The following is a 23,586-nucleotide window of genomic DNA, read 5'->3' on the forward strand; positions in this document are numbered from 1 at the left end:
AAATGGCAGGCCCAGGCCTGCCATCCACCAGGTCGGGGGCCGGGCCCCCTCCCATCAGGTTATTCGGTTCCCGAGCCGGAAACCGGTTTGAAACTCCCGCTCACGGATGTGGGCGATCTGCACTTCCTTGCCTTCCAGCCCGATGTCTTTGAGCAGGGCAGGTGAAAGATGCAGGTAGCTGACGCGACGCTCCAGCCGGGTGATCCTTTTTTGAACCAGGGTCTCTACGTGGCGCAGCAGGGCGAGTTCGATAGACATAATATTCTCCAGTTGAACGTGCGGTTCCCCCGGAGAGAGGTGATCACCCTGCGGGACAACCGCGGGTGATGAAAAAAGCAGGTGTTACCTGTCCCCTCCACGCGGCAAATAAAGAGCACGAGTCTTCGCGCTGCCAGAGCAGCGATCGAACGCAACGTTGAACATGGAATGTTGCATGGTCGTCTCCTTACCGTGTGAAAGTTGAACAAGTTGCCGCAGTGTAAAAAAACACCGAATTTTACGCAATATCTCTCCCACCCATATGGGTGGAATGCGGCCAAAAAGAGGTTCAGTCAAATCCCTGACAACAGCCGGAACTCCTCCAGCGCATAGGTATCCGTCATGCCGCTCACATAATCGAGCAGCAGCCGCACCCGGTAGTACCACTCCTGCTCGCTCTCCTTTTCGAAACGGGGATCCCGGCTCGCCACCGCCAGTCGGTACGCCTTGAGGTGGCGGGCAGAGAGGCGGTGGAACAACCGCCGGGCGAAGAAGAGCTCGCTCCCGCCGTTGCCTGCGAGCAGCCGCTCGAACTGGCTGGCAGGCAGGGCCAGCAGGCAGGCGTAGGTGGAGAGCACCCCGCGCAGGGCGGCATAGCCTTCCAGCTCCAGCGCCTCCACCTCCGGGCGCATGAACACCAGCTCGCGAGCCACCCGCTTGAGGGTATCGAGTACCCGGGCTGCCGGAGCCTGACCGTGCAGCAGCGCCTGGGGATAGGCCCCGCTCAGGATCTGATCGTGCTCGGCCACATAGGTATGGGCGGCCAGCGCCACCAGATCCCGGGTCAGATGCTGGCGAAAATGGGGGAAGAACCCCCGACCGGAGGCAAGCGCCTCATCGAGCAGGTCGGCCATGTAACCGCCCTCGTCCGCCTCGCGCAGAGCTGCCAGCAGCTCGATCTGGGTGAGGATGCGCCTGTCCACCGCATCCTCGAGATCGGCGATGCAGTAAGAGATGTCGTCCGCCGCCTCCATGATGTAGACCAGCGGATGACGGCACCCCTCGGCCAGCCCCAGGCTCTGGCCGAGGGCACGATAGAGGGGTTGTTCGCTGAAGAAGATGCCGCGCTTGCTGGTCCAGCCGTGGTGCTGACCATAGCCCTGGGGATGGTGCAGGCCCGGCACGGGCTGCTGCGGGTATTTGCACAGCGCCGCCAGCTGCCCCAGGGTGAGGTTCAGCTCATGCAGGCTGTGCACCAGTCGCAGGCTCTGGGCATTGCCGTCAAACACCAGCAGATCCTGGCGAAGGGTTGCCCACTGGGGGCTCGGCAACTGGTCGTGGGCACGGGCGAAGAGGCCATCCAGCTCCTGGGCAAGCCACTGACTCATCACCTGCTCGCCGAAATGGCCAAACGGCGGGTTGCCGACATCGTGCAACAGGCAGGACATCTCCACCAGATTGATGAAGGCCCCCTCGCACACCACTCCGGCCGGCAACGCCGCCAGGATGCGGCGACTGATCTGGCGACCGGTCTCCTGCACCTCCAGCGAATGGGTGAGGCGGCTGCGCACCGAGGCTTTCACATCGAGCGGGAAGACCTGGGTCTTCTGCTGCAGGCGGCGCACCGGCGCCGCCTGCACGATGCGGGTGCGGTCCTGCTCCGTCGCCTCCAGCAGGTCTTCGTCTCCCCAGGGGTGAATGCGCTCGGGGGGGATCAAACGGTCATACATGTCGTGGCTCCTTGCCTGAGGCGTCGTGTCTACGAGAGCAGCCAGCGCCGCAGGCGGGCGATGTCACCCGGGTATTCCCGGCGCAGGGTTTCAATCCAGTCCTCCACGTTCTCCCACCAGGCGGGGTGTTCCGGGCTCTGGATGAGCTGGGCCGTCTGCTGCAACCGGCGCAGGCCGATGGAGCCCGCCGCCCCCTTGATCTTGTGGGCCTCCTCTACCACACCGGCCTGATCCCTGGCAATCATGTTGGAGTCGAGCACCGCCATGTAGTCCGGCATCATCTTCTCGAACAGCTCGACGCTGGAGAGCAGCACCGGCTTGCCGACCGTGCTGGCGTAATCGGTGAGGAAGGGCAGATCCAGCAGGGCATCCTGATGGTGGACATCGTCCTGCTCGTCCGCCTCGTCCCCGGCGAGATCCGCAAACAGGTGGCCTATCACCTCCCGCACCGCCTTGGAGCCCAGCGGCTTGTTGATCACATCCTGCATGCCGTGATCCCGGTAGTACTGGCGATCGCCGGTGGCGTTGGCGGTGAGCGCCACCATGGGGGGCAGGCTGTCGCCGTAGCGCGTGAGCAGTTGCTCCGCCACATCGAACCCCGTCATGTCCGGCAGCTGGATGTCGAGCAGGATCAAGTCGAAATCATCCGGGTTGGCCATGGCCAGCGCCTCTGCACCATCCCGCGCCACCTTGACCTGATGGCCGAGCTTGTTCAGCAGAGCGCAGGCCACGGTCACGTTGAGCTCCACATCCTCCACCAGCAGGATGTCGAGGGAGGGCATCTCGGGCTCCGGGGCCGCGGCCTTGGGCTCGACGCAGTCCACCTCCAGCTCGGCGGTGAAGCAGGCGCCTTCGCCCGGGTCGCTGTCCACATAGAGTTGACCGCCCATGGCCTGCACCAGCTGGCGGGAGACCGCAAGGCCGATGCCGGTACCGGTGGCGTGCTTCTTGCCCTGCACCTGATAGTACATGGCGAAGATCTTCTCCTGCTGGGCACGGGGAATGCCCACCCCGGTGTCTTCCACCTCGAAGTGCAGCGCCAGCTTGCCCGGTTCATCAGCGGCGTGGGCGAGACAGCGTATGGTGACGCCCCCTTCATCGGTGAACTTGACCGCATTGCCCACCAGGTTCCACAGCACCTGACGCAGCCGGGTGCCGTCCGCCATCACGAACTGGGGCATGTCGCCGTCCCGGTCGAAGTGCAGGTAGAGCCCCTTCTGCTCCGCCTGGATGCGCGACAGCGTCTCCAGCTCGTCGAGGAAGGCGGGCAAATCCAGCGGAGCCGGCGCAATCTCCAGCCGACGACGGTCGAGCTTGTCCAGATCGATGATGTCGTTGAAGATGTTGCCGAGCGTCACCGCGCTCAGGTGGATGGTCTTGAGCTGCTGCTGCTGTCTGGCATCGAGGGGCGTATCCATCAGCATCCGACTCAGGCCCACGATGCCATTGAGCGGGGTGCGCAGCTCGTGGCTGATGGTGGAGATGAAGGTGGTCTTGTCCCGACTCGCCTTCTCCAGCTTGTCCTGGTACTGCTTGCGCTCGGTGATGTCGCGACCAAAGCCGAGCAGGCCGAGCCGCTTGCCGAAGCGGTCGAAGAAGGGCACCTTGCGCAGCTCGAAGTAGGCCTTGCGGCCATCGGGATACTCCAGCCACTGCTCATAGGTGAGCGGCTCGTTCTGGGCGAAGACCTGCTTGTCGGTTTCCACCACCTTGCTGGCGATGTCGTGCTTGTAGACATCGAACGGGGTCAGGCCGATGAGTTCCGCTTCCACCTTGCCGGTGAGCTCCTCCATGGCGCGGTTGCAACCGGAGAACTGCTCGTCCTCGTTGCGGTAATAGACCAGATCGGGGGAGCAGTCGATGAAGGAGCGCAAGAGGGCGGTACGCTCCCCCAGATGCAGCTGGGCCTTCTCCCGCTGGAACACTTCGTTCTCGAGATCCTCGATGGCTTGCTGGCGCAGGGTCTCGGCCCGGTTGGTCTCGGCGATCTGGGCGTTGAGCCGGCTGATGTTCTCCTGCAACTGGCTGTTGAGCTCGAGATCCCGCTCGCGCATGTCTTGCAACTTGCGCACCATCCGGGTCAGCCGTTGGCGGGAGTCCTCCAGCTGATCCACCACGATGGAGAGAAAATAGACGGCCCAGGGGGTCACCAGCAGACCGAAGAAGACAGAGCGCACCAGGTCGACGATGTCCACGGTGCCGCGCAAAAACAGGGTCACCCCCATCTGGATCGACACGGCCAGCACTATGATGGCGGTGGCCAGGAACATGCTGAAGCGCACCAGTCCCAGCTTGGTCATCAGGTCGACGTAATATTGCGCCCAGGATTTGATCTGCTTCATCTCGTTGTTTTCTCCCCTTTTCTTGCGCAAACAGGATACCAGTACGGCGCCATGAACTCTTGTCCGTCGCGTATTCAATTATTGATTAACGTCACACTCCGGCTGGGGTAGCATGCCTGCCATGCCTCAGTCAGCACCGGTTCCACCGGAATACCGGGGCGCACTGTCACCCTTCTCATTCGTTATGTCAGGAGCATACCCGATGCGAAATCATGTTCTGTTGAGCCTTGGCCTGCTGGTCGCCACCACCGCCCACGCCGATCTGGGGGAGATCCCCCGCCAGACCGGCTGGTCCGGTTTTCTGCTGGGCGGGGTCAATGCCGGCAGCCACAAGTCCAACTTCTATGCCGGTGACGACAGCAACAGCCGTATCGATGATCTGGGCTCCCCCGGCCGCGAAAGCGGTCTGAGCCCGCTGCTCAATGCCGATATCCGCTACACCTTCGCCGATACCCGCACCCAGGTCTTCCTCGGCAACCTCATCCAGGACGCGGTGCGCTTCGACTTTACCCAGCAACTCGGTCTGCGCCAGGAGATGGGCGACAAGGGTATCGTCGCCACCTCCCTGGTGTTCAACCTCATGCCGGTGGAAGTGTGGAGCGATCCCTTCGCCACCGGCGTGGACCGCAGCGCCACCGATCTCACCTCAAAAGGGGTGCGCTTTGCCTGGGACAGGATCTGGGGCAGCAACGTCTACGCCACCCTGACCAGCCGGGAAGTGGAGCTCGACGAGGAGCGCAGTGGCCAGCAATATGACCTGACCCACGGCACCCACTACGCCTCCATGCTGAGCCGCAATGGCAAGGTCCACGACCTGGCGCTCTCCTACCAGTACCACTTCGGCGGCGACCAGTTGCTGGAGCCCGCCTTCCTCTACAAGGAGGCCCGCCTGGACGGGAGTGCGGAGAGCTTCAAGAACACCGGTCTGCAGCTGACCTATGCCAAGCGCGCCTCCCAGTGGTCCATCGTGAGCAACCTCTACGCCGGCAAGCGCAAGTATGACGAGGCGAATCCCCTGTTCGGCCAGCGCGCCGATGCCAGCGAGTTCGCCCTCAATGGCACCTTCTTCTGGCACAACCTGTTCGGCATCAAACCCCTTGCCGCCACCTTCACCGCGGCCTACTCCAGCGCCGACTCCGACATCGACTTCTACGATGCCGAGGCGCTTCGCTTCAGTACCGGGCTGCTTTACAACTTCTGACCCGCCCCAAGCAAGAAGGCCACCCCCGGGGTGGCCTCTTCATTTGCACAACCCTCGACCATCAGATGCCGAGGGAATCCAGCAGATCGTCGTGCTCGTTGCTCGCCGGCGCGGCCGCCGGTGCCGGTTTGGCTGACTGCTTGGCCTGGGCGATCAGCTCGTCGGGATCCACCTCCTCCTGCACGCCGCCATCATGGATCCGGATAAACTCCGTCTTGTCCATGGCCAGCTCCAGATAGAAGATGTTGTTGCTGGCGGTGAAGAAGGTCACCCGGCGGGTCTCGGGATTGTCGAGGTTGGTGTCGACGCTCAGCATCACCTGCTTGTTGAGCGCCAGCATCTTGGGCTGGTTCTGGGTGATGTGGGTCTGCAGCTCGCGCCCCACCTTGGTGGTGAAGCTGCCGACGATCTGGTTCATCAGCTCGCCCATGACGTTGCTCACCTCGTCCGAGGTGTGGGAGATGGCGAGATCCTCCTTGGAGAGCCCCATGCTCAGCATGTAGCTCTGGTAGAGTTCCATGGCCGCGGCGGCGGAGAAGTTGATCACCACCAGCCCGGAGAAGCCGCCGTCAAACAGCACGAAACAGCCGATGTCAGGCTTGAGGCAGGTCTTGCTGATCCGCTGCACCATGCCGGAGAAGCGCACCTGGGTCTGGGTCGCCGCACTCAATACGCTCGTCACCGAATTGCACAGGCTCAGCAGTACGTCCTCTGTGGTCAATACGGCATCATCCTCGGATCTTGTCACTATCATGGAACCTTCCTGCTGATCGAAATAATGGGGCTGTCACTCGTGTCGCCCATGTCACCATGCACCGACGCGATACGCTAACAGATTGCGTGATCCCGGTGCCCAAAGCGCGAGCCACCTCTCACTTGACTGGATTATCAGTCAGAAATGGCTGAAATCCATCCAGGGTAGCCAGACGGGTTTGCCAACTGGCAGCCGCCCCTTGCAAGGCCTGCTCCTCATAGGGAATGGCGGGACAGGCACCCCAGATGGGACCGGGCCAGGCCGCATCCGAGCTGAAGCGGGCCACGTGGTGCAGGTGCAGCTGAGGCACCAGATTGCCGAGGGCCGCCACGTTGATCTTGTCCGGGCCGAGTGCCCGCTCCATCAGGGTGGCGACGGCGCAGGACTCCTGCATCAACTGCTGTTGCTGCTCGGGGGCCAGATGATGGATCTCCCGCAGGTTGGCGACCCGGGGCACCAGAATCAGCCAGGGATACTGGCTGTCTTTGGCCAGCAGGACGCGGCACAGGGGCAGATCCCCGAGTATCCGGGTATCCGCCTGAAGGCGGGGGTGCAATTCAAACATGGGGGCCTCGCTGATCAACATGGGCACATCGGGAATCAAAGATGTGCCCACGTTACTGCAACGGGGAGCAAACTTAAAGGCGCGGCACGGCCCAACCGATGAAGCGCTTGCGAAGCGCGGGGTCCGCCTGCAGGAAAAGCTGTTGCAACTGCCCTTCCAGGGCGCTGGCCGGCACGGAGGAGACCCGGGGCGTCGCCACGGCGGCCGCAGTCACATCCGCCGCACCGGCGAGCACGGCAGGCCCCTCGCCACGGTTGTACTCCATCAGCCTGGCATGCCAGTCCATGCCGATCTGCATCCCCTGCACCATCAGCGTATCCTGGCGCACCTCGAGGGGCTGCCCCCCCGCCACCAGGCCCAGGACAGGGGCCCTGGCGTAGCGTTCCATCCCGGCCTCGTCCGCAGGCACGGGAGCCTGCAGGCGCACCGACTGCCCGCGGGCCTCATAGCGAAGCACCTGGGGCTCGGAGCGAACCTGGCGATCGTTGTCGCTGCTGTTGCGACTCGGGATCACCCCCTCGTAGCGCACCAGCAGTTGCTGCTCCCCGTCGGCCAGCACGGCATGCTGCTCGTCCTGCACCTTGCCGGCGCTCACCGCCAGGATCTGGAAATCCCGGGGCACCTCGACCCTGACCTCGGCCTGCACACCGCCGCAGCACAGCAGCGCAACCCCTGCCCAACCCTGATGACGCTTCATTCCCTGACTCTCCTTTCGCGATGAAGGGCGCAGGGTAGCAGCCCCAGATGACAGAAAAATAACGGGATGCAGGCTCACCCCAGCAGATAATGGGGCCGCTCGGCAAACCACTGGGCCAGCACCTGCTTGAACAGCCGGATCTTGCGCGGCACCCGGCGCTGCTGGGCGTGCAGCACATGGATCGGGTGCAGGCCGGTCTGCCACTCCGTCAGCACGGCCACCAGCTCCCCTCGGGTCAGGCTGGCCTCCACCAGCATCAGTGGACACTTGGCAAAGCCCATGCCCGCCCGGGCCAGTTGCAGCAGGGTGCTGTAGTGGTTGGCCCGCACTCGCCCCTGCACCAGGATGTGCGCCTCCTCCTCCCCCTGGCGAAAGTGCCACTGCTCCCAGTCCGGGTTGTGGCCCTGCAGCAGGCAGGAGCGCCCCCCCAGCTCATAGGGAGTGGCGGGGATCCCCTCTCGCGCCAGCAGGGCGGGGCTTGCCACCACCACATCCTTGAGCCTGCCGAGCGGCAGGGCCACCAGGTTGTCGGGGATCAGCTCCATGGCCCGCAGAGCGATGTCATTCTCCCCCTGGCTCATGTCGATCATGGCATTGGTGAAGTTGAGCTCGACCTGGACGCCGGGGCAGAGCTCGGCAAAACGGGCGAGCAGCTCGCTCACCATGCGGTCCCCCGTGCTGACCGGGCAGGTGAAGCGCAGGCGGCCGCTGTCCTCCTCGGTCAGGGCACGGATCCCCTCCTCCGCCTCCCGGGCCAGGGCGAAGATCTCACCGGCCTGCTGGTGAAGCACCCGCCCCGCCTCGGTCAGGCTGAGTCTGCGGGTCGTGCGCTGGAGCAGTTGGGCATTGAGGGCGGACTCCAGGGCGCTGACATGGCGACTCAGCATCCCCTTGCTCACCCCCAGGGCATCGGCAGCGGCGGAGAAACTGCCTCGTTGCACCACTTCATAGAAACTGGCCAGGTGAGTGATATCCATCATTAGCTCCAATATGGAAACAATGGGTTCATCATAAGCGCTTTTTCTCCCTTTTTATCCCGCTATCATCAACTCATCTCAACCAGGAGCGATAGATATGAAGATTGTGATTGTGGGTGCCTCCGGCACCATTGGCGCCGCCGTCAGCGAACTGCTTGCCCAGGATCACCAGGTGATCCGGGTCGGTCACAGCCAGGGGGATGCCAGAGTGGACATGCGCGACCCCGCCTCCATCAGAGCGCTCTTCGAGCAGGTCGGGTCCTTCGATGCCCTGGTGGTCGCCAGCGGCAGCGTCGCCTTCAATGCCCTGACCGAGATGACGGACGAGCAGTGGCAGGTGGGGCTTCAGAGCAAGCTGATGGGCCAGATCAATCTGACCCGGGCCGCCATTGCCCACCTGAGCGACCGTGGCTCCATCACCCTCATCAGCGGCATTCTGAGCGAGGAGCCCATCCACTGGGGGGTGAGCGCCACCACCATCAACGGTGCCATCGAGCACTTCGTGAAAGGGGCCGCCTGCGAGCTGCCAAGGGGCATTCGCATCAACGTGGTCAGCCCCACCGTGCTGGAAGAGTCCATGGGCAAGTATGCCGACTTCTTCCCGGGCTTCGTGCCGGTACCCGCCGCCCGGGTGGCCCAGGCCTACAAGAAATCGGTACTGGGGGTACAGACCGGCCAGATCTTCCGGGTCAATGGCTGAGCGCTCCGGACAACCCAATGAAAACGGGCCCCGTCATGGGGCCCGTTTTGTCATCTGCGTTGCAAACGCCTCCCTTGCCACCAGCAAACGTTTGTTCGCCTGCGGCAAAAAAAGCGGTCGGCCTCAGTCGATCAGGCCGTACTGCTCCCGCAGTACCTCGATGATCTCCTGCTTCGGATTGGCACTGCGTACCAGCGGCTGACCGATGATCTTCTCGGCGATCCCCACATAGGTGCGGGAGATATCCATCATCACCTCGGTGGGCAGCTTGTTGTCACGGGCCAGAGCGAAGCGCTCGGGCATGCGGTTCTTGTTGAGCAGGATGTCCGGATCCGGGAAGTGGTTCAGCAGCCACTGGCGGAAGCCCTCTTTGGACTTCTCGATGATCTCGCCGCCGCGAAGGGCTGCGCCGTCCCAGATGCGGGAGCTGTCGGGGGTGCCCACTTCATCCATGTAGATGAGCTTCTCGCGACCGGCGGCATCGGTCACGTAACCGAACTCGAACTTGGTGTCGACGAAGACCTGATCCAGGGCAGCCAGCGCCTCGCTGATGACGTTGAAGCCCTCTTTGAGCAGCGCCTCGTAGCGGTCGATGTCCGCAGGGGAGCGGAAGCCGAAGGCCTGATGGTGGCGCTCGATGTCGCCGCGGGAGACGTTGACGTCGTCCGCTTCCGGCACGCCATCCAGCCCCTTGAGGATCCCCTTGGTGGACGGGGTGATGAGGATCTCGGGCAGCTTCTGATCCTTCTTGAGCCCTTCCGGCAGGGTGATGCCGCAGAATTCCCGCTCACCATCCTTGTAGGCACGCCACATGGAGCCGGTGATGTACTGGCGGGCAATGGCCTCGATCATCACGGGACGGGCTTTTTGCACGATCCAGACGAAGGGGTGCGGGATGTCCAGGATGTGGCTGTCCGCCAGCCCCTGCTCCTTGAACAGCTTGAACCAGTGGCTGGAGATGGCATTGAGCGCCGCGCCCTTGCCCGGCACGCCGTTCAGACCGTCCACCCCTTGCCAGATGCAGTCGAATGCCGAGATGCGATCACTGATCACCATGAGGGCCAGGGGCGTATCGGCCGGCACATCATAGCCTTTCTCCCGAATGAGCCGGGCACTGTCTGCCGGGGTCAACCAGTAGACGCTGCGCACTTTGCCGGAATGGACAGGTTTATCGGTACGGATCGGCAAATCGTCGTTCACCGCCAATACTTGATCTGCAAGACTCATGGCTAATAACACTTCCTGTTGTGGGACTAGTTAGGCAGGGGCACCAGACCCCTGTCTGTGGGGGATTCACATCATCAGGTACTCAGGCCCGGGGCAACCGGCTCGGCACGCTGGCCCTGCGGCAACCCGGACATAACAAAACAGGGGCGCGAGGCCCCTGTTTCCATGCTTACTTCGCCCCCTGATCGGCCAAGCCCTTGGCAAAGGCCTCGGACAGGCTGATGTACATCTGGGAGATGACACCGGATGCGACAGGCTTCTTGTCCTTGTCGAACAGGGTGATGGAGGTCTTGCCGCCCGTCATCTCGCCGAGCTGGAAGCGATACTTGTCTTCCTCGAGCTTGAAGGGCTCCGCTCCCTTGGCCTTCCAGAACTCGCTGTCCGGCTCGTCGTACTCCACGTCGATCCAGCCCAGGGACTGCTGGGTGTCCTTGATGGTGAAACCATAGGCAGGCAGCACCTGATTGAGGCGGCGCCACACCTGGTCAAACGACCCTTCGGCAATCCAGGCGCTCAGCTCGTTGTTGTCCAGACCCAGCTCCAGCCCCATGCCATCGCTGGACTTGTGCTGTTCACGGGCCTTGAGCTGCTTGTCGTAATAGAGGGAGAACTGGTTCAGGGCGCGGGTGGCATAACGCTGGGAGTCCGCCGGCGTCAGCACAGTGCTGGTCTCGCCGTCGATGGTCTCTTCGTGATCCAGCACCCGTACCGACATCTTGATGGCGTGACGCTGCACATCGTTGCGCAGGGTGAACTGGTAACGCTGACGGATCTTGAAGTCATCGTCATCTTCCGCCCAGCCATCGAGCACCGCTGAGTTGTCAAACCAGCCGGTCTGCAAGACGCCGTCCTGTTGATCCAGCTTCTCGGTGGTGACCTTGTGTTCGGCCAGGAAGTTCATCAGGAAGGCCCAGGTATCACGCTCCACGCTCTGGGAGGTGCTGAGGGCATAGAAGGCGACGGTCGGCTCGCTGGCATTGGCCACCACCTGGCTGCCGGGCACCACGGTGAGCAACTGGGCAGGCGGACGCACGTCCACCTTGGCCCCGAGGGCGCCCTCACGGCTGCTCTCGGGCAGGGCCGGAATGTCGAAATTGCTGTTAAAGGCGGGGGTACTCAACCCGGCGGGCACAAGGAAGGCGCGGCCTTCGAGGCGGCTCTCTTCATACTCGAAGCCACGGTTGGCCATTTTGCGTTCCTGGGGTGAGCTGCAGGCAGCCAGCACGGCCACCGTCGCGACACTCAGTACCAGGCGCACTGCATTTCCCTTTCCATTTGCTTTAAACACTCGCCATCAACTCCGCAGTCGTCAGTGCTCGCGCCATCGCCGCTTCCCCCTCGGGGGTGAGATCGGTCAGGGGCAGACGCAAGGTCGCCGTCGCCATCAATCCCAGCCGGGCACAGGCCCATTTCACCGGGATGGGACTCGGTTCACAGAACAGAGTCTGATGCAACGGCATCAATCGATTGTTGATGTCATGAGCCTGCCCGGCATCACCGGCCAGGGCAGCACGACACATGTCGGCCATCTGGGGCGCCGCAATATTGGTGGTGACCGAAATGACACCATCGCCCCCTTGCAGCATAAAATCACATCCGCTGGCGTCATCGCCACTATAAAGCGCAAAATCCGGCCCGCACAGTTCGCGCAGCAGCGGGGTACGGCCAAGATCGCCAGTCGCTTCTTTCAAACCTATGATGCCGGGCACCTTGGCCAGACGGGCCACCGTCTCGGGTTTGAGGTCACAGCAGGTGCGACCGGGCACATTATAGAGAATTTGAGGCAGACCACTAGCCTCGGCGATCGCACAATAGTGACGATAGAGGCCTTCCTGGGTGGGTTTGTTGTAATAGGGGGTAACCGAGAGACCCGCCACCACGCCCATGGTGGCGAAACGCCGGGAGAGGGCGATGGCGTGAGCAGTATTGTTGGAGCCGCAGCCCGCGATGACGGGAATGCGTCCGGCGGCGTATTCCACCGTCTTCTCAACCACGGCGATATGTTCCTGCTCGCTCAGGGTGACCGACTCTCCCGTGGTTCCCACGGCGACGATGGCGCTGGTCCCGGCATCCACATGATATTCCACCAGCGCTGCCAGACTGACCCAATCGATGTCGCCCGAGGGCAGCATGGGGGTAACGAGCGCAACAATACTACCGCGTAACATGGATAATTCTCCCGATTTTCAGGGGCGTAATGGTAAAGCTGCCCCTTTTGAAAAACAAGGGAGGCACGGGACAAGCCGTGTTACCATCCGGCACAAAACGTATGAATGCACGAGCGCACAAGAGGCCTCACGGCAGGGTGCCGGCACCCGCGGTCAACGCATTCTCAATAATGGACGAGAGACGATTTATGACTCACTACCTGGTCGTAACGGCCATCGGCACGGACAGGCCTGGCATCGTCAATGAGGTGACCCGTCACGTCAGTGGCTGCGGTTGCAACATTGTCGACAGCCGTCTTGGCATCTTCGGCAACGAATTCACCTTCATCATGCTCCTGTCCGGTGACTGGAACAGCCTGATGCAACTGGAAATCAGCCTCCCACTGCGCAGCCAGGAGTGGGATCTCATCACCATGATGAAACGCACCGAGCGCCACCACTCCCTGCAATATGACATCAGCGCCAGCGCAGAGGTGCTGATCCGGGATCAGCCGGGCATCGTAAGTCAGTGCACCCAGTTCTTCAGCGATCACGGCTGGGACATTCAGGCCATGCAGACCATCACCTTGGAACAGCAGCCCTTCAACCTGCTCAAGGCGAACTTTCAGTTGAATCTCTCCAAGCAGGGAGAAGAGCCTGGCTCGAAGACAGCCTTCGCCGATTTCTGTCGTGGACTGGGCGCCGAGTCGTTCGAATTCATCGTCAATCACAAGTACGCCTGACGGCGTTTATCCGAGGAGACCCCATGTCACCACTAGAAGCTGGTACCCAGGCCCCCGATTTCTCCCTCTCCGATCAGGACGGCAATCAGGTTCGCCTCGCCGACCTGCGCGGCAAGAAGGTGCTCGTCTATTTCTACCCCAAGGCGATGACCCCGGGTTGCACCACCCAGGCCTGCGGTCTGCGCGACGTCAATAGCGAGCTGGCTGCCCTCAATGTGGTGGTGCTCGGCATCAGCCCTGACAGCGCCAAGCGCCTGAAAAAGTTCGAGGAGCGCGACAACCTCAACTTCCGCCTGCTGGCCGATGAGGATCACGCGGTGGCCGATGCCTTTGGCGTCTGGGGCCCGAAGAAGTTCATGGGCAAGGAGTATGACGGCATTCATCGCCTGAGTTTCCTCATCGACGAAGAGGGCAAGGTTGCCCATCGCTTCGACAAGTTCAAGACCAGCGATCACCATCAGGTGGTGCTCGACCTCGTCAAGGGCTAAGCCACCAGCGGCATTGTTGCAGGGCTCGCCATGGCGGGCCCTGCTCGTTTCACCACGGCATCAGCCCCCACTCTCTGGCGGCTCACCAGGGCGCCTCTTCCCCCCTTTTCTCGCCAACCTCCCCTCTCAGATCAAAAAATTCATCCTGGATATGGGTTAACGTGACCCCAGATTCATTTTCCAGCGAGACAGCCCATGAACATGAGCCACACCGAACGCCTGATCCTGAGCAACCAGTACGAGATCCTGGCCAAACTCAATCCGGAAAAGGCGGCGTTTTACCAGCGTGCCAGCACCATCGTCGAGCGCGGCTACTGCCTGCAAATCCTCGAGCTGGAGAAGAGCTTCGGCCATCTGGATCTCGCCACCTGCCAGGAGGTGCTGGACACTCTGGAGCTGCACCATGCACTGGCCATCTCCTGGGGCAACCTGGATGCCAGCGCCCGGGCCGATGTCAACGAGAGCCGCCTTGCCTTCAACGGCTACAGCCGCAGCCAGGAGCGGGAACTGGCGGATTACGTCTGCTTCCTGCTGGAAGTGGACAAGCGCTTCCCCGAACTGCCCTGCCCCTGCGACGAGCTCTCCAGCGACATCGCCATGCGGGACAAATACCAGCGCATGCTGACGGTCTGGCGTCAGTGCCCCCGTCAGTACAAGCTCTCCATCCAGGAGATCAGCAAGGTGCTGGCCGCCTGAATGTGAAAAAGGCGCCTGAGGGCGCCTTTGTCGTCAGTCTGACTTCGGAAAGTCATTCGTAGAGGAAGGATTTGTCCAGCTGCTTGAAGGCGGCGTTGAGGGTATCGGCCAGCTCTTCGTAGCGGGGACGGGCCACCAGCTGACGTTGACCGCCCTGCTCGTTCATCTTGCCGTTTATCTCCCGATACCAGGTGGCGAGGGAGGGGGGTAGCCGGGTATCGGCGCGCTGGCCGAGCCAGTAGTACCCTTGCAGCGGCAGGCTGAGCAGGAAGAGCACGGACGCCATCACGGAGGGCCAGTATTGAAGCTCGCCAAACTGGAACTGCACCATGACGCTGAGCACCGCCAGTGCCGGGATCACCTTGAGGGCGAATTCGGTGGCCTTGATCACCCGATTCTCCGGGAACATGGAATTAAGCTCGGGACGGCGCGGCCAAAGAGTCATATAATGACGGCCTTGCTGTAATTTAGTTCCAAAAATGTTCATGCTCATGCTACCTCCGAGCTCTTTTCGAACGCATTAACGGCAAAACCTCGACAATATTTGAGAGGCAATAACAAAGGTTGAGGATGACTTTGTTATTTTTCAACAATCAGGTTATCCTTTGTACGCCCATTTTTACGCTGGGGCACGGCCACTGACCAGTCAGGGACGTCTGAATTTCGGGTCTTGTATCACTATACAAGGGGCAAGCAACAGATTGCCAACCCTCATAAGGATAAGTTGATAGTTTTTGGACGCACCGCGTCCGGCGCATCCTCCAACCCAACCCAATCTGCGATAGGATTTATTCATGAGTAAGCTGGTTCTTGTTCTTAACTGTGGCAGCTCGTCCCTGAAGTTTGCTGTCATTGACGCAACCACCGGTGATGACCTGCTGTCCGGCCTGGCCGAATGCTTCAACCTCGACGACGCCCGCATCAAGTGGAAGCTGAACGGCGAGAAAGGCAACGCTGATCTGGGTGCCGGTGCCGCTCACCAGGAAGCGCTGGACTTCATCGTTCACAAGATCCTGCCGCTCAACCCGGAACTGTCCAAGAACCTGATCGCCATCGGCCACCGCGTGGTACACGGCGGCGAGCGTTTCACCTCCTCCGTTCGCATCTGTGATGACGTCATTGCCGGCATCGAAGCCGCCATTCCTTACGCACCGCTGCACAACCCGGCTCACCTGATCGGTATCCGTGCCGCCCTGAAGGTCTTCCCGGAACTGGCCGAGAAGAACGTCGCCGTGTTCGACACCGCCTTCCACCAGACCATGCCGGAAGAAGCCTTCCTGTACGCCCTGCCGTACAAGCTCTACAAAGAGAACGGCATCCGTCGCTACGGCGCCCACGGCACCAGCCACTACTACATCAGCCTGGAAGCGGCCAAGCAGCTGAACAAGCCGGTGGAAGAGCTCAACATCATCAACTGCCACCTAGGCAACGGCGGCTCCGTCTGCGCCATCAAGAACGGCCAGTCCGTTGACACCTCCATGGGCCTGACCCCGCTGGAAGGCCTGGTGATGGGTACCCGTTCCGGTGACATCGATCCGGCCATCATCTTCTTCCTGCACGACAAGCTGGGCATGAGCGTTGCCGAGATCAACACCATGCTGACCAAGGAATCCGGCCTGCAGGGTCTGACCGAAGTCACCTCCGACTGCCGTTTCGTTGAAGACAACTACGACAGCAAGGAAGAAGCCAAGCGCGCCATGGACGTGTACTGCTACCGTCTGGCCAAGTACATCGGTGCCTACGCCGCCGCCATGGACGGTCGTCTGGATGCCGTGGTCTTCACCGGCGGCATCGGCGAGAACTCCGCCCCGATCCGTGAGATCACCCTGAACAAGCTGGGCCTGCTGGGCTTTGACGTCGACCACGACGCCAACCTGAAGGCTCGCTTCGGCAAGGGCGGCGAGATCACCAAGGCTGGTTCCACCAAGGCCCTGGTTATCCCGACCAACGAAGAGTGGGTCATCGCCCACGACGCGCTGGAACTGGTCGGCGCATAAATTAGCTGTAGAGCAAGGCCGCCCCAGGGCGGCCTTTTCCTGATCCCAAAAAATGAACAAGGGGTAATAAGTGGCACGCACTATTATGCTCATCCCGGTCGGCACTGGTGTCGGCGTAACCTCCGTGAGCCTTGGCGTCGTTCGCGCCATGGAACGTCACGGTGTCAATGTCAGCTTCTTCAAACCGGTCGCTCAGCCGCGTCCGGGTGAAACCGGTACCGAGCGCTCCACCGCCGTGATCCGCGCCGCCGCCAACATCAACCCGCCCGAGCCGTTCGCCCTCTCCTACGCCGAGAACATGATCACCTCCAGCAACACCGATATCCTGCTGGAAGAGATCGTGGCCCGCTTCGAAGAGCACGTGAAGACCAGCGGTGCCGAAGTGGTGGTGATCGAGGGCCTGGTTCCGACCGACAAGCAACCCTTTGCCAACAAGCTGAACTACGACGTCGCCAAGGCGCTGGACGCCGACATGGTGTTCGTGACCCATCCGGGCAACGACTCCAGCCAGAAGCTCAAAGAGCGCATCGAGCTGGCCTGCTCCAACTTCGGTGGCGTCAACAACCCGCGCATCGTGGGCTGCGTCATCAACAAGGTGGGTGCCCCGGTTGACGAGCACGGTGTGACCCGTCCCGACCTGACCGAGATGTTCGAAGCGCACCACCACGGCGCCGATACCGGCCACAACCTGGAAGTGCTGCAAGTCTTCGGCAAGAGCCCGCTGCGCATCCTCGGCTGCATCCCCTGGAACACCCAGCTGATCGCCCCGCGCGCCAAGGATCTCGCCAAGCACCTGGCCGCCAAGATCATCAACAAGGGTGAGCTGGAAAGCCGCCGCCTGCAGACCGTGACCTTCTGCGCCCGCTCAATCCACAACATGATCGAGCACTTCCGTCCGGGCAGCCTGCTGGTGACCTCCGGCGACCGCTCCGACGTCATCGTCTCCGCCTGCCTGTCCGCCATGAACGGCGTCAAGCTGGGTGCCCTGCTGCTGACCGGCAACTACCACCCGGAACCCCAGGTGATGGCACTGTGCCAACAGGCCATGGCCACCGGTCTGCCGATCATGATCACCGGCACCAACACCTGGCAGACCGCCGTCAGCCTGCAGAACTTCAACGTCGACATCCCGGAAGATGACCGCGAGCGTATCGAGCTGGTGCAGGACTACGTTGCTGGTCACATCGACAAGCACTGGATCGAGTCTCTCTCCGCCAAGTCCACCCGCTCCCGTCGCCTGAGCCCGCCGGCCTTCCGCTATCAGCTGACCGAGCTGGCCCGTCAGGCCAACAAGCGCGTCGTGCTGCCGGAAGGGGAAGAGCCGCGCACCATCAAGGCTGCCGCTATCTGTGCCGAGCGTGGCATCGCCCGCCCGGTCCTGCTGGGCAACCCGGAAGAGATCCGTCGTGTTGCCGAACAGCAGGGCGTGGTACTGACCGACCGCGTCGAGATCATCGATCCCGTTGCCGTGCGCGAGCGCTATGTGGCTCGTCTGGTCGAGCTGCGCAAGAACAAGGGTATGACCGAAGTGGTTGCCCGCGAGCAGCTGGAAGACAACGTGGTACTGGGTACCATGATGCTGGAGCGCAATGAAGTTGACGGCCTGGTATCCGGCGCAGTGCACACTACTGCCAACACCATCCGTCCGCCGATGCAGATCATCAAGACCGCTCCGGGCTCTTCCCTGATCTCCTCCATCTTCTTCATGCTGCTGCCGGACCAGGTACTGGTCTACGGTGACTGCGCCATCAACCCGGATCCCACTGCCGAGCAGCTGGCCGAGATCGCCATCCAGTCCGCCGACTCCGCCGCCGCCTTCGGTATCGAGCCGCGCGTGGCCATGATCTCCTACTCCACCGGCACCTCCGGCGCCGGCGCGGACGTGGAGAAGGTGCGTGAAGCGACCGAGCTGGCCAAGGCCAAGCGTCCCGACCTCATCATCGACGGCCCGCTTCAGTACGATGCGGCCATCATGGAGAACGTCGCCAAGTCCAAGGCACCGAACTCCCCGGTTGCCGGCAAGGCCACCGTGTTCGTGTTCCCGGATCTCAACACCGGCAACACCACCTACAAGGCGGTACAGCGCTCCGCCGAGCTGGTCTCCATCGGCCCCATGCTGCAAGGCATGCGCAAGCCGGTCAACGACCTCTCCCGTGGCGCCCTGGTGGACGACATCGTCTACACCATCGCCCTGACCGGCATCCAGGCAGCCCAGGCTGAGTAATCGACCCGCAGTCCGATACAATGAAAAACCCGCCGAGAGGCGGGTTTTTTTATGGCTCGCGCCCAGAAATGTTGATCCGCAAGATCAGGTCGGGATCCCGTCCGGATCCACGGACAGATCCGCGTTCCGCCCTTGGCAAGGCTCGAGGGATAAGCAAACGCTCACACCCTCGCCAGGGGATTGCACAAATGCGATCCAGCCAGGATCAAATTGAAATATCCCTTTAAGATCATAAGACTAACGCCAGACACACCGCTAATCTACAGAGTTTTCCACAGCCTTTGTGGATAGTTTACCGATCATTTGAAAGAAAATGACAGGTGAAGCCCCTCCCTTCCCCCTTCTCTTTCACCCCCTCGATAACCTCCTGATGCTGTGGCCATCATCCCTACCGGCCCCCCCACTTGCCCGCAACGCTGCCAGACACGAAAAAGGGCTCCGAAGAGCCCTTGAACAGCTATTTTCACATCCGGCCACATCAGGGACGCAGGGATTTGTCCGCCCGGGAGATGCCACAGACACCGGAGCGCACCACTTCGATGATCTCGTTGGTCTGGGCAGCCGTCTTGATGAAGGCGTCCAGCTTTTCGCTGGTCCCGACGAGCTGCACCGTGTAGAGCTCGGGGGTGACGTCGACGATCTGGCCACGGAAGATGTCCGCCAGCCGCTTCAGTTCGTCACGTGCACCACCGGCGGCGCGCGCCTTGACCAGCGCGATCTCCCGCTCGATGTGCTCACCCTCGCTCAGGTCACACACCTTGAGCACGTCCACCAGCTTGTGCAGCTGCTTCTGGATCTGCTCCAGCACCCGCTCATCCCCCATGGTGACGATGGTCATGCGGGACAGGGTGGGATCCTCGGTGGGGGCCACCGTCAGGGTCTCGATGTTGTAGCCGCGCTGGGAGAAGAGGCCCACCACCCGGCTCAGGGCGCCGGATTCGTTCTCCAGCAGAACGGAAATTATATGTCTCATCAGGTTCTCTCCGTCTTGCTCAGCCACATCTCGTCCATGGCGCCAAATTTGATCTGCATCGGATAGACGTGCTCGTCCGGATCGACCGAGATGTCCATGAACACCAGTCTGTCCTTCATGGCAAAGGCCTTCTCCATGGCGCTCTCCAGCTCCGCCGGATCGCTCACCGCGATGCCGACGTGGCCATAGGCTTCCGCCAGCTTGACGAAGTCAGGCAGGGATTCCATGTAGGAGTGGCTGTGGCGGCCACCGTAGAACATCTTCTGCCACTGCTTGACCATGCCCAGCGCACGGTTGTTGATCGAGATGATCTTGATGGGCACCCCGTACTGCATGCAGGTGGAGAGCTCCTGGATGTTCATCTGTACCGAGCCGTCGCCGGTGACGCAGCAGACCACGGCTTCCGGATTGGCAAACTGGGCCCCCATGGCGGCGGGAATGCCAAAGCCCATGGTGCCGAGACCGCCGGAGTTGATCCACTGGCGCGGTTTGGCAAACGGGTAGTAGAGAGCGGCAAACATCTGGTGCTGACCCACGTCGGAGGCAACGAACGCCTCCCCCTTGGTCACCTTGTAGAGAGTCTCGATGACCTGCTGCGGCTTGATCAGGGTGGGATGGGTCTCGTAGGCCAGGCAGTTGCGGGAACGCCACTGGTTGATCTGCTCCCACCAGTCCGCCAGCGCCTGCTTGTCGTTGTCAAAGCCGCACTCGCGGATCACTTCCAGCATCTGTTCCAACACGGTTTCCACCGAGCCGACGATGGGCACATGGGCCTGTACCGTCTTGGAGATGGAGGTGGGATCAATGTCGATGTGGACTATGGTGGCGTTGGGGCAGAACTTGCTGACATTGTTGGTCACGCGATCATCGAAGCGGGCACCCACGGCGAAGATGAGATCCGCGTTGTGCATGCTCTTGTTCGCTTCGAAGGTGCCGTGCATGCCGAGCATGCCGATGAACTGCGGATGGGTGCCGGAGAAAGCGCCCAGCCCCATGAGCGTGGTGGTCACCGGCAGGTTCAGCAGCTCCGCCAGCTTGGTCACCAGGTGATCCGCATTGGCGTTGATGGCGCCGCCACCCACGTACATGACCGGGCGGCTCGCCTCGGTCAGCAGCTTGGCAGCCCGCTTGATCTGGCCCTTGTGTCCCGCCTTGGTCGGATTGTAGGAGCGCAGGGAAACGGACTCGGGATACTGATAGGGGAACTTCTCTTTCGGATTCTGCACGTCTTTGGGCAGATCCACCACCACGGGCCCCGGGCGGCCACTGGCGGCAATGTAATAGGCCTTCTTGATGGCCTCGGGAATGTCGCTGGCTTTCTTGCACAGGAAGCTGTGCTTCACCACCGGGCGGGAGATGCCGATCATGTCGGTCTCCTGGAACGCATCCTCCCCGATCATGCTGGTCGGCACCTGGCCGGACAGGATCACCAGGGGAATGGAATCCATGTAGGCGGTGGCGATCCCCGTGATGCAGTTGGTGGCGCCGGGACCCGAGGTCACCAGCACAGTGCCCACCTTGCCGGTGGAGCGGGCGTAACCGTCCGCCATGTGCACTGCGGCCTGCTCGTGCCGCACCAGGACATGCTCCATCTTGCCGTTTTCGAAGAGAGCGTCATAGATGTCGAGCACTGAGCCACCAGGGTAGCCGAAAACGTGTTCCACTCCCTGATCTTCCAGCGCTCTAACCACCATCTGGGCGCCTGATAACATCTCCATGATAAAGCCCTCCAGGCTTTGCTCCGTTAAGCGAAAGCTATCGACAGTCCGCTGCTTCCCGGCAGCGCCGATCCGAGTCTTGTTGTTGTCTGCAGGCAGATCAGGCGAGTTCGGAGCCGTCGATAGTAGAAAAATAGGGGTTTTCCATCATTCACCCGAAAAGCGGGTGAAAAACCAACTTAACCCGCCCGTGAACGCTTGTCCACGGCTTTGTCTGGCCATAACAGTCATAAATTTCAAACAGCTATTAACATTCAGTGACTTGGCCACCAGACGGGCAACAAAGAGGGGCCCTGGGGGGAACAACCAGCGGATCATGCTGCCCGCGTCGGTCAGGAACAAAATAAACGGCCCACCCCGAGGGGGTGAGCCGTCAAAAACTGGCTGGTTTCACTGCTCGTCTTCGGGTTCTGCCAGCCAGATCTGCTGATCCGGATCCGTCTCTTCGCAGACCGAAATGCTGACACCCATGTCGAGCAGCTCATGCAGGGTGAGATTGTCTGCCAGAGTCATGGTGTCGCCGTTTTCATTGGTAAAGCGCATGGTGTCCGTCCTCTCCGTGGTGGGATCGACTCAGTTTAGTCAAAGGCGCTGAGTTGGGATAACCAGGGACGCTCCTGGCCGGTGCGGCTGGCAAGCTCCCCCAGGCTGTCACACACCTCCTCCGGAAAGAGGGTCCTGCCCCAGAGGCGGCGGGAGAGCGCCCCCACCTCCTCCCCGGCCCCGGCCAGCAACCAGTCGGCCAGCTCTCCTGCCACATCGGGATAGCGTACCCTGCCAGGAGAAGGGGCCTCCAGCCAGCTTCGCACCGCATTGGCATCCAGGCTGTCCATCAACTGGGCCAACCCCATCAGCTCCAGGGTCCTGCCGTTGGTCAACTGCTCGAACTGGCCACCCAGGGGTTTGACCAGCAGCTTCTTGCCAAGGGAGAGCGCCTCGGAGGCAAGCTCGAATCCCGCATTGCTGATGACCCCGCGACAACCGGCCAGCGCCAGCTTGAAGCCCTCTCTGGCCTGAGGTTCAAAGCGGATGTTGCGCCACTCGCTGCGCTTGCGCACCTCGGGATGGAAGCAGATGAACGACTGCTGGCTGAAACGCGACAACAGGGCCGCGATCGTCTCTGTCTGCTCGAATGGCAGATAGACCAGGATCTGCTGGTTGTCCGGCACCGGCTCGAGGGGATCGACGATGGGAGGCAGCAGGGGCTGGCCGAAATGGAACCAGTGCAGCCCCAAGGACTGGCGTACCGGCGCAAAATGGCGCATCAGCTGGCGGTTGAAGCCGCTCTCCCCCCAGCGCGGGATCGGCCAGTCGAAGCTCGCCTGATGGCTGATGGTGAGGCTGGGTTTGCCCCAGCGGCGAGCAGCATGGGCACTGAGCGGCTCGAAGTCGCTGATGACCAGATCGTACTCGCGACAATCGAGGGCACGCAGATCTTGCCAGAAACGCAGGGGAGAGAGTCCCTTGAGGGTGCGCCAGCCCGAGATGCGCCCCTGATGGCTGGCGAAAGTGATACCGGGGAAGGTGCGATAATCCCCGAACTCCCCCATCTCGAAGTAGCCGTCGGCGGCGCGCCCGCTGAACAGATAGTCCACCGCCACGCCCCTGCTCTTCAATGCGCGCGCCAGGGTCCGGCTACGACTGATATGACCGTTGCCGGTCCCCTGAACGCCGAACAGTATCCTCATCCCTGGCTCCAACCCAGCGCCCAGAGGGCGCAACCACCGCCAAGCAGCGCCCCGGCCACCAGATCGCTCAGATAATGCACCCCGAGCAGCAGGCGGGACGCCCCCACCAGCGCGGCCCAGACAAACAGCAGCGGTGCCCAGAGCGAGAAACTGGCGGCCAGTACGGTCGCCATCAGAAAGGCGGCCGCGGTATGGCCCGAGGGCAGGCTGTAACGATCCGACGGGGTGATGAAGACAGGCAGCCCTGCCGGGCGCTGGCGTTTGAGGGCATTCTTGAGCAGCAGGTAGAGCGGCAACTCGAGGGCAAACGCCCAGAGCGCCACCCTGACCGCCTCCTGCCCGACGCTCCCCTGCCACCAAAGCAGGCAGGCCGCCACGGCATAGAGGGGGCCGTCACCGGTACGGGAGACAAGCCGGCTTATCCTGGCCTGCGGCTGATTGTAGGGGTGGAGCAGGCAGACACGGCACACCCGCAGGTCCCATTGCTGGATCTTGTTCATCACGGCCCTCCCTTGCATCCT

23 protein-coding genes are annotated in these 23,586 nt (G+C 61.9%); 7 read left to right on the plus strand and 16 right to left on the minus strand.

Going from position 1 to position 23,586, the window contains the following annotated elements; translation table 11 throughout:
* Positions 1-54 precede the first annotated feature (54 nt).
* From I6L32_RS02790 to arcB, 3 genes are all read right to left on the minus strand, one after another.
* Positions 55-258 (minus strand): hypothetical protein, encoded by a 204-nt coding sequence (locus I6L32_RS02790; protein WP_041211124.1) that lies wholly within the window; start codon positions 256-258, stop codon positions 55-57.
* 293 nt (positions 259-551) lie between these two features.
* Positions 552-1,928, minus strand: a complete 1,377-nt coding sequence (dgt, locus tag I6L32_RS02795; RefSeq protein WP_216944661.1) for a dGTPase — start codon at positions 1,926-1,928, stop codon at positions 552-554.
* Positions 1,929-1,957: 29 nt separating this feature from the next.
* Complete coding sequence (arcB, locus tag I6L32_RS02800; RefSeq protein ID WP_216944662.1) at positions 1,958-4,270, minus strand: aerobic respiration two-component sensor histidine kinase ArcB; 2,313 nt, start codon at positions 4,268-4,270, stop codon at positions 1,958-1,960.
* Positions 4,271-4,472: 202 nt separating this feature from the next.
* Between arcB and I6L32_RS02805 the strand changes: the two genes are divergently transcribed.
* Positions 4,473-5,471 (plus strand): DUF2860 family protein, encoded by a 999-nt coding sequence (locus I6L32_RS02805; protein ID WP_039040951.1) that lies wholly within the window; start codon positions 4,473-4,475, stop codon positions 5,469-5,471.
* A 61-nt stretch (positions 5,472-5,532) separates the two neighbouring features.
* Here the strand turns inward: I6L32_RS02805 and I6L32_RS02810 are convergent, their stop codons facing one another.
* From I6L32_RS02810 to I6L32_RS02825, 4 genes are all read right to left on the minus strand, one after another.
* Positions 5,533-6,225 (minus strand): DUF3334 family protein, encoded by a 693-nt coding sequence (locus I6L32_RS02810; protein WP_029313837.1) that lies wholly within the window; start codon positions 6,223-6,225, stop codon positions 5,533-5,535.
* Between the two features lie 118 nt (positions 6,226-6,343).
* Positions 6,344-6,790 (minus strand): HIT domain-containing protein, encoded by a 447-nt coding sequence (locus I6L32_RS02815; protein WP_039040966.1) that lies wholly within the window; start codon positions 6,788-6,790, stop codon positions 6,344-6,346.
* 73 nt (positions 6,791-6,863) lie between these two features.
* Positions 6,864-7,487: a DUF2057 domain-containing protein gene (locus tag I6L32_RS02820; RefSeq protein ID WP_171865078.1), complete on the minus strand. Its 624-nt coding sequence runs from the start codon at positions 7,485-7,487 to the stop codon at positions 6,864-6,866.
* 74 nt (positions 7,488-7,561) lie between these two features.
* Positions 7,562-8,464 (minus strand): LysR family transcriptional regulator, encoded by a 903-nt coding sequence (locus I6L32_RS02825; protein WP_216944663.1) that lies wholly within the window; start codon positions 8,462-8,464, stop codon positions 7,562-7,564.
* A gap of 97 nt (positions 8,465-8,561) precedes the next feature.
* On the opposite strand from I6L32_RS02825, the gene I6L32_RS02830 reads away from it, so the two are divergent.
* On the plus strand, positions 8,562-9,164 hold the full coding sequence (locus tag I6L32_RS02830) for a short chain dehydrogenase (protein ID WP_041211120.1): 603 nt from the start codon (positions 8,562-8,564) through the stop codon (positions 9,162-9,164).
* Between the two features lie 123 nt (positions 9,165-9,287).
* Here I6L32_RS02830 and I6L32_RS02835 read toward each other — a convergent pair whose 3' ends face one another.
* The 3 genes from I6L32_RS02835 to dapA form a co-directional block, all read right to left on the minus strand.
* Positions 9,288-10,391 carry a phosphoribosylaminoimidazolesuccinocarboxamide synthase gene (locus I6L32_RS02835; RefSeq protein ID WP_039040947.1) on the minus strand — a complete coding sequence of 368 codons (1,104 nt, stop codon included), beginning with the start codon at positions 10,389-10,391 and terminating at the stop codon, positions 9,288-9,290.
* Positions 10,392-10,560: 169 nt separating this feature from the next.
* Positions 10,561-11,679, minus strand: coding sequence for an outer membrane protein assembly factor BamC (gene bamC / locus I6L32_RS02840; RefSeq protein WP_216944664.1), 1,119 nt, complete (start codon positions 11,677-11,679; stop codon positions 10,561-10,563).
* A complete protein-coding gene (gene dapA / locus I6L32_RS02845) occupies positions 11,672-12,559 on the minus strand; it encodes a 4-hydroxy-tetrahydrodipicolinate synthase (protein ID WP_029313831.1) in 888 nt (295 codons plus the stop codon). The genes bamC and dapA overlap by 8 nt, the downstream gene beginning before the upstream one ends.
* A gap of 188 nt (positions 12,560-12,747) precedes the next feature.
* Between dapA and I6L32_RS02850 the strand changes: the two genes are divergently transcribed.
* The 3 genes from I6L32_RS02850 (at position 12,748) to I6L32_RS02860 (ending at position 14,465) form a co-directional block, all read left to right on the plus strand.
* Positions 12,748-13,281 (plus strand): glycine cleavage system protein R, encoded by a 534-nt coding sequence (locus I6L32_RS02850; protein ID WP_010673166.1) that lies wholly within the window; start codon positions 12,748-12,750, stop codon positions 13,279-13,281.
* 23 nt (positions 13,282-13,304) lie between these two features.
* On the plus strand, positions 13,305-13,769 hold the full coding sequence (gene bcp, locus I6L32_RS02855; protein WP_202040286.1) for a thioredoxin-dependent thiol peroxidase: 465 nt from the start codon (positions 13,305-13,307) through the stop codon (positions 13,767-13,769).
* Positions 13,770-13,964: 195 nt separating this feature from the next.
* Positions 13,965-14,465, plus strand: a complete 501-nt coding sequence (locus tag I6L32_RS02860) for a YfbU family protein (RefSeq protein WP_042016678.1) — start codon at positions 13,965-13,967, stop codon at positions 14,463-14,465.
* A 52-nt stretch (positions 14,466-14,517) separates the two neighbouring features.
* Here I6L32_RS02860 and yfbV read toward each other — a convergent pair whose 3' ends face one another.
* On the minus strand, positions 14,518-14,958 hold the full coding sequence (yfbV, locus tag I6L32_RS02865) for a terminus macrodomain insulation protein YfbV (RefSeq protein ID WP_113069686.1): 441 nt from the start codon (positions 14,956-14,958) through the stop codon (positions 14,518-14,520).
* A gap of 301 nt (positions 14,959-15,259) precedes the next feature.
* Between yfbV and I6L32_RS02870 the strand changes: the two genes are divergently transcribed.
* A complete protein-coding gene (locus tag I6L32_RS02870) occupies positions 15,260-16,462 on the plus strand; it encodes an acetate kinase (protein ID WP_010673162.1) in 1,203 nt (400 codons plus the stop codon).
* A 70-nt stretch (positions 16,463-16,532) separates the two neighbouring features.
* A complete protein-coding gene (gene pta / locus I6L32_RS02875; RefSeq protein WP_010673161.1) occupies positions 16,533-18,686 on the plus strand; it encodes a phosphate acetyltransferase in 2,154 nt (717 codons plus the stop codon).
* A gap of 478 nt (positions 18,687-19,164) precedes the next feature.
* On the opposite strand, the gene ilvN is transcribed toward pta, so the two are convergent.
* The 5 genes from ilvN to I6L32_RS02900 form a co-directional block, all read right to left on the minus strand.
* A complete protein-coding gene (gene ilvN, locus I6L32_RS02880) occupies positions 19,165-19,659 on the minus strand; it encodes an acetolactate synthase small subunit (RefSeq protein ID WP_010673160.1) in 495 nt (164 codons plus the stop codon).
* On the minus strand, positions 19,659-21,377 hold the full coding sequence (locus tag I6L32_RS02885) for an acetolactate synthase 3 large subunit (RefSeq protein ID WP_039041176.1): 1,719 nt from the start codon (positions 21,375-21,377) through the stop codon (positions 19,659-19,661). Before I6L32_RS02885 ends, ilvN begins: the two co-directional genes overlap by 1 nt.
* A gap of 390 nt (positions 21,378-21,767) precedes the next feature.
* Complete coding sequence (locus tag I6L32_RS02890; RefSeq protein WP_010673158.1) at positions 21,768-21,920, minus strand: hypothetical protein; 153 nt, start codon at positions 21,918-21,920, stop codon at positions 21,768-21,770.
* A gap of 35 nt (positions 21,921-21,955) precedes the next feature.
* Positions 21,956-23,065 (minus strand): MJ1255/VC2487 family glycosyltransferase, encoded by a 1,110-nt coding sequence (locus tag I6L32_RS02895; RefSeq protein ID WP_103244288.1) that lies wholly within the window; start codon positions 23,063-23,065, stop codon positions 21,956-21,958.
* Positions 23,062-23,565 carry a phosphatase PAP2 family protein gene (locus tag I6L32_RS02900; protein ID WP_119197347.1) on the minus strand — a complete coding sequence of 168 codons (504 nt, stop codon included), beginning with the start codon at positions 23,563-23,565 and terminating at the stop codon, positions 23,062-23,064. Before I6L32_RS02900 ends, I6L32_RS02895 begins: the two co-directional genes overlap by 4 nt.
* Positions 23,566-23,586 lie beyond the last annotated feature (21 nt).

Source organism: Aeromonas sp. FDAARGOS 1402 (assembly GCF_019046925.1).
Taxonomy (GTDB): domain Bacteria; phylum Pseudomonadota; class Gammaproteobacteria; order Enterobacterales; family Aeromonadaceae; genus Aeromonas; species Aeromonas caviae.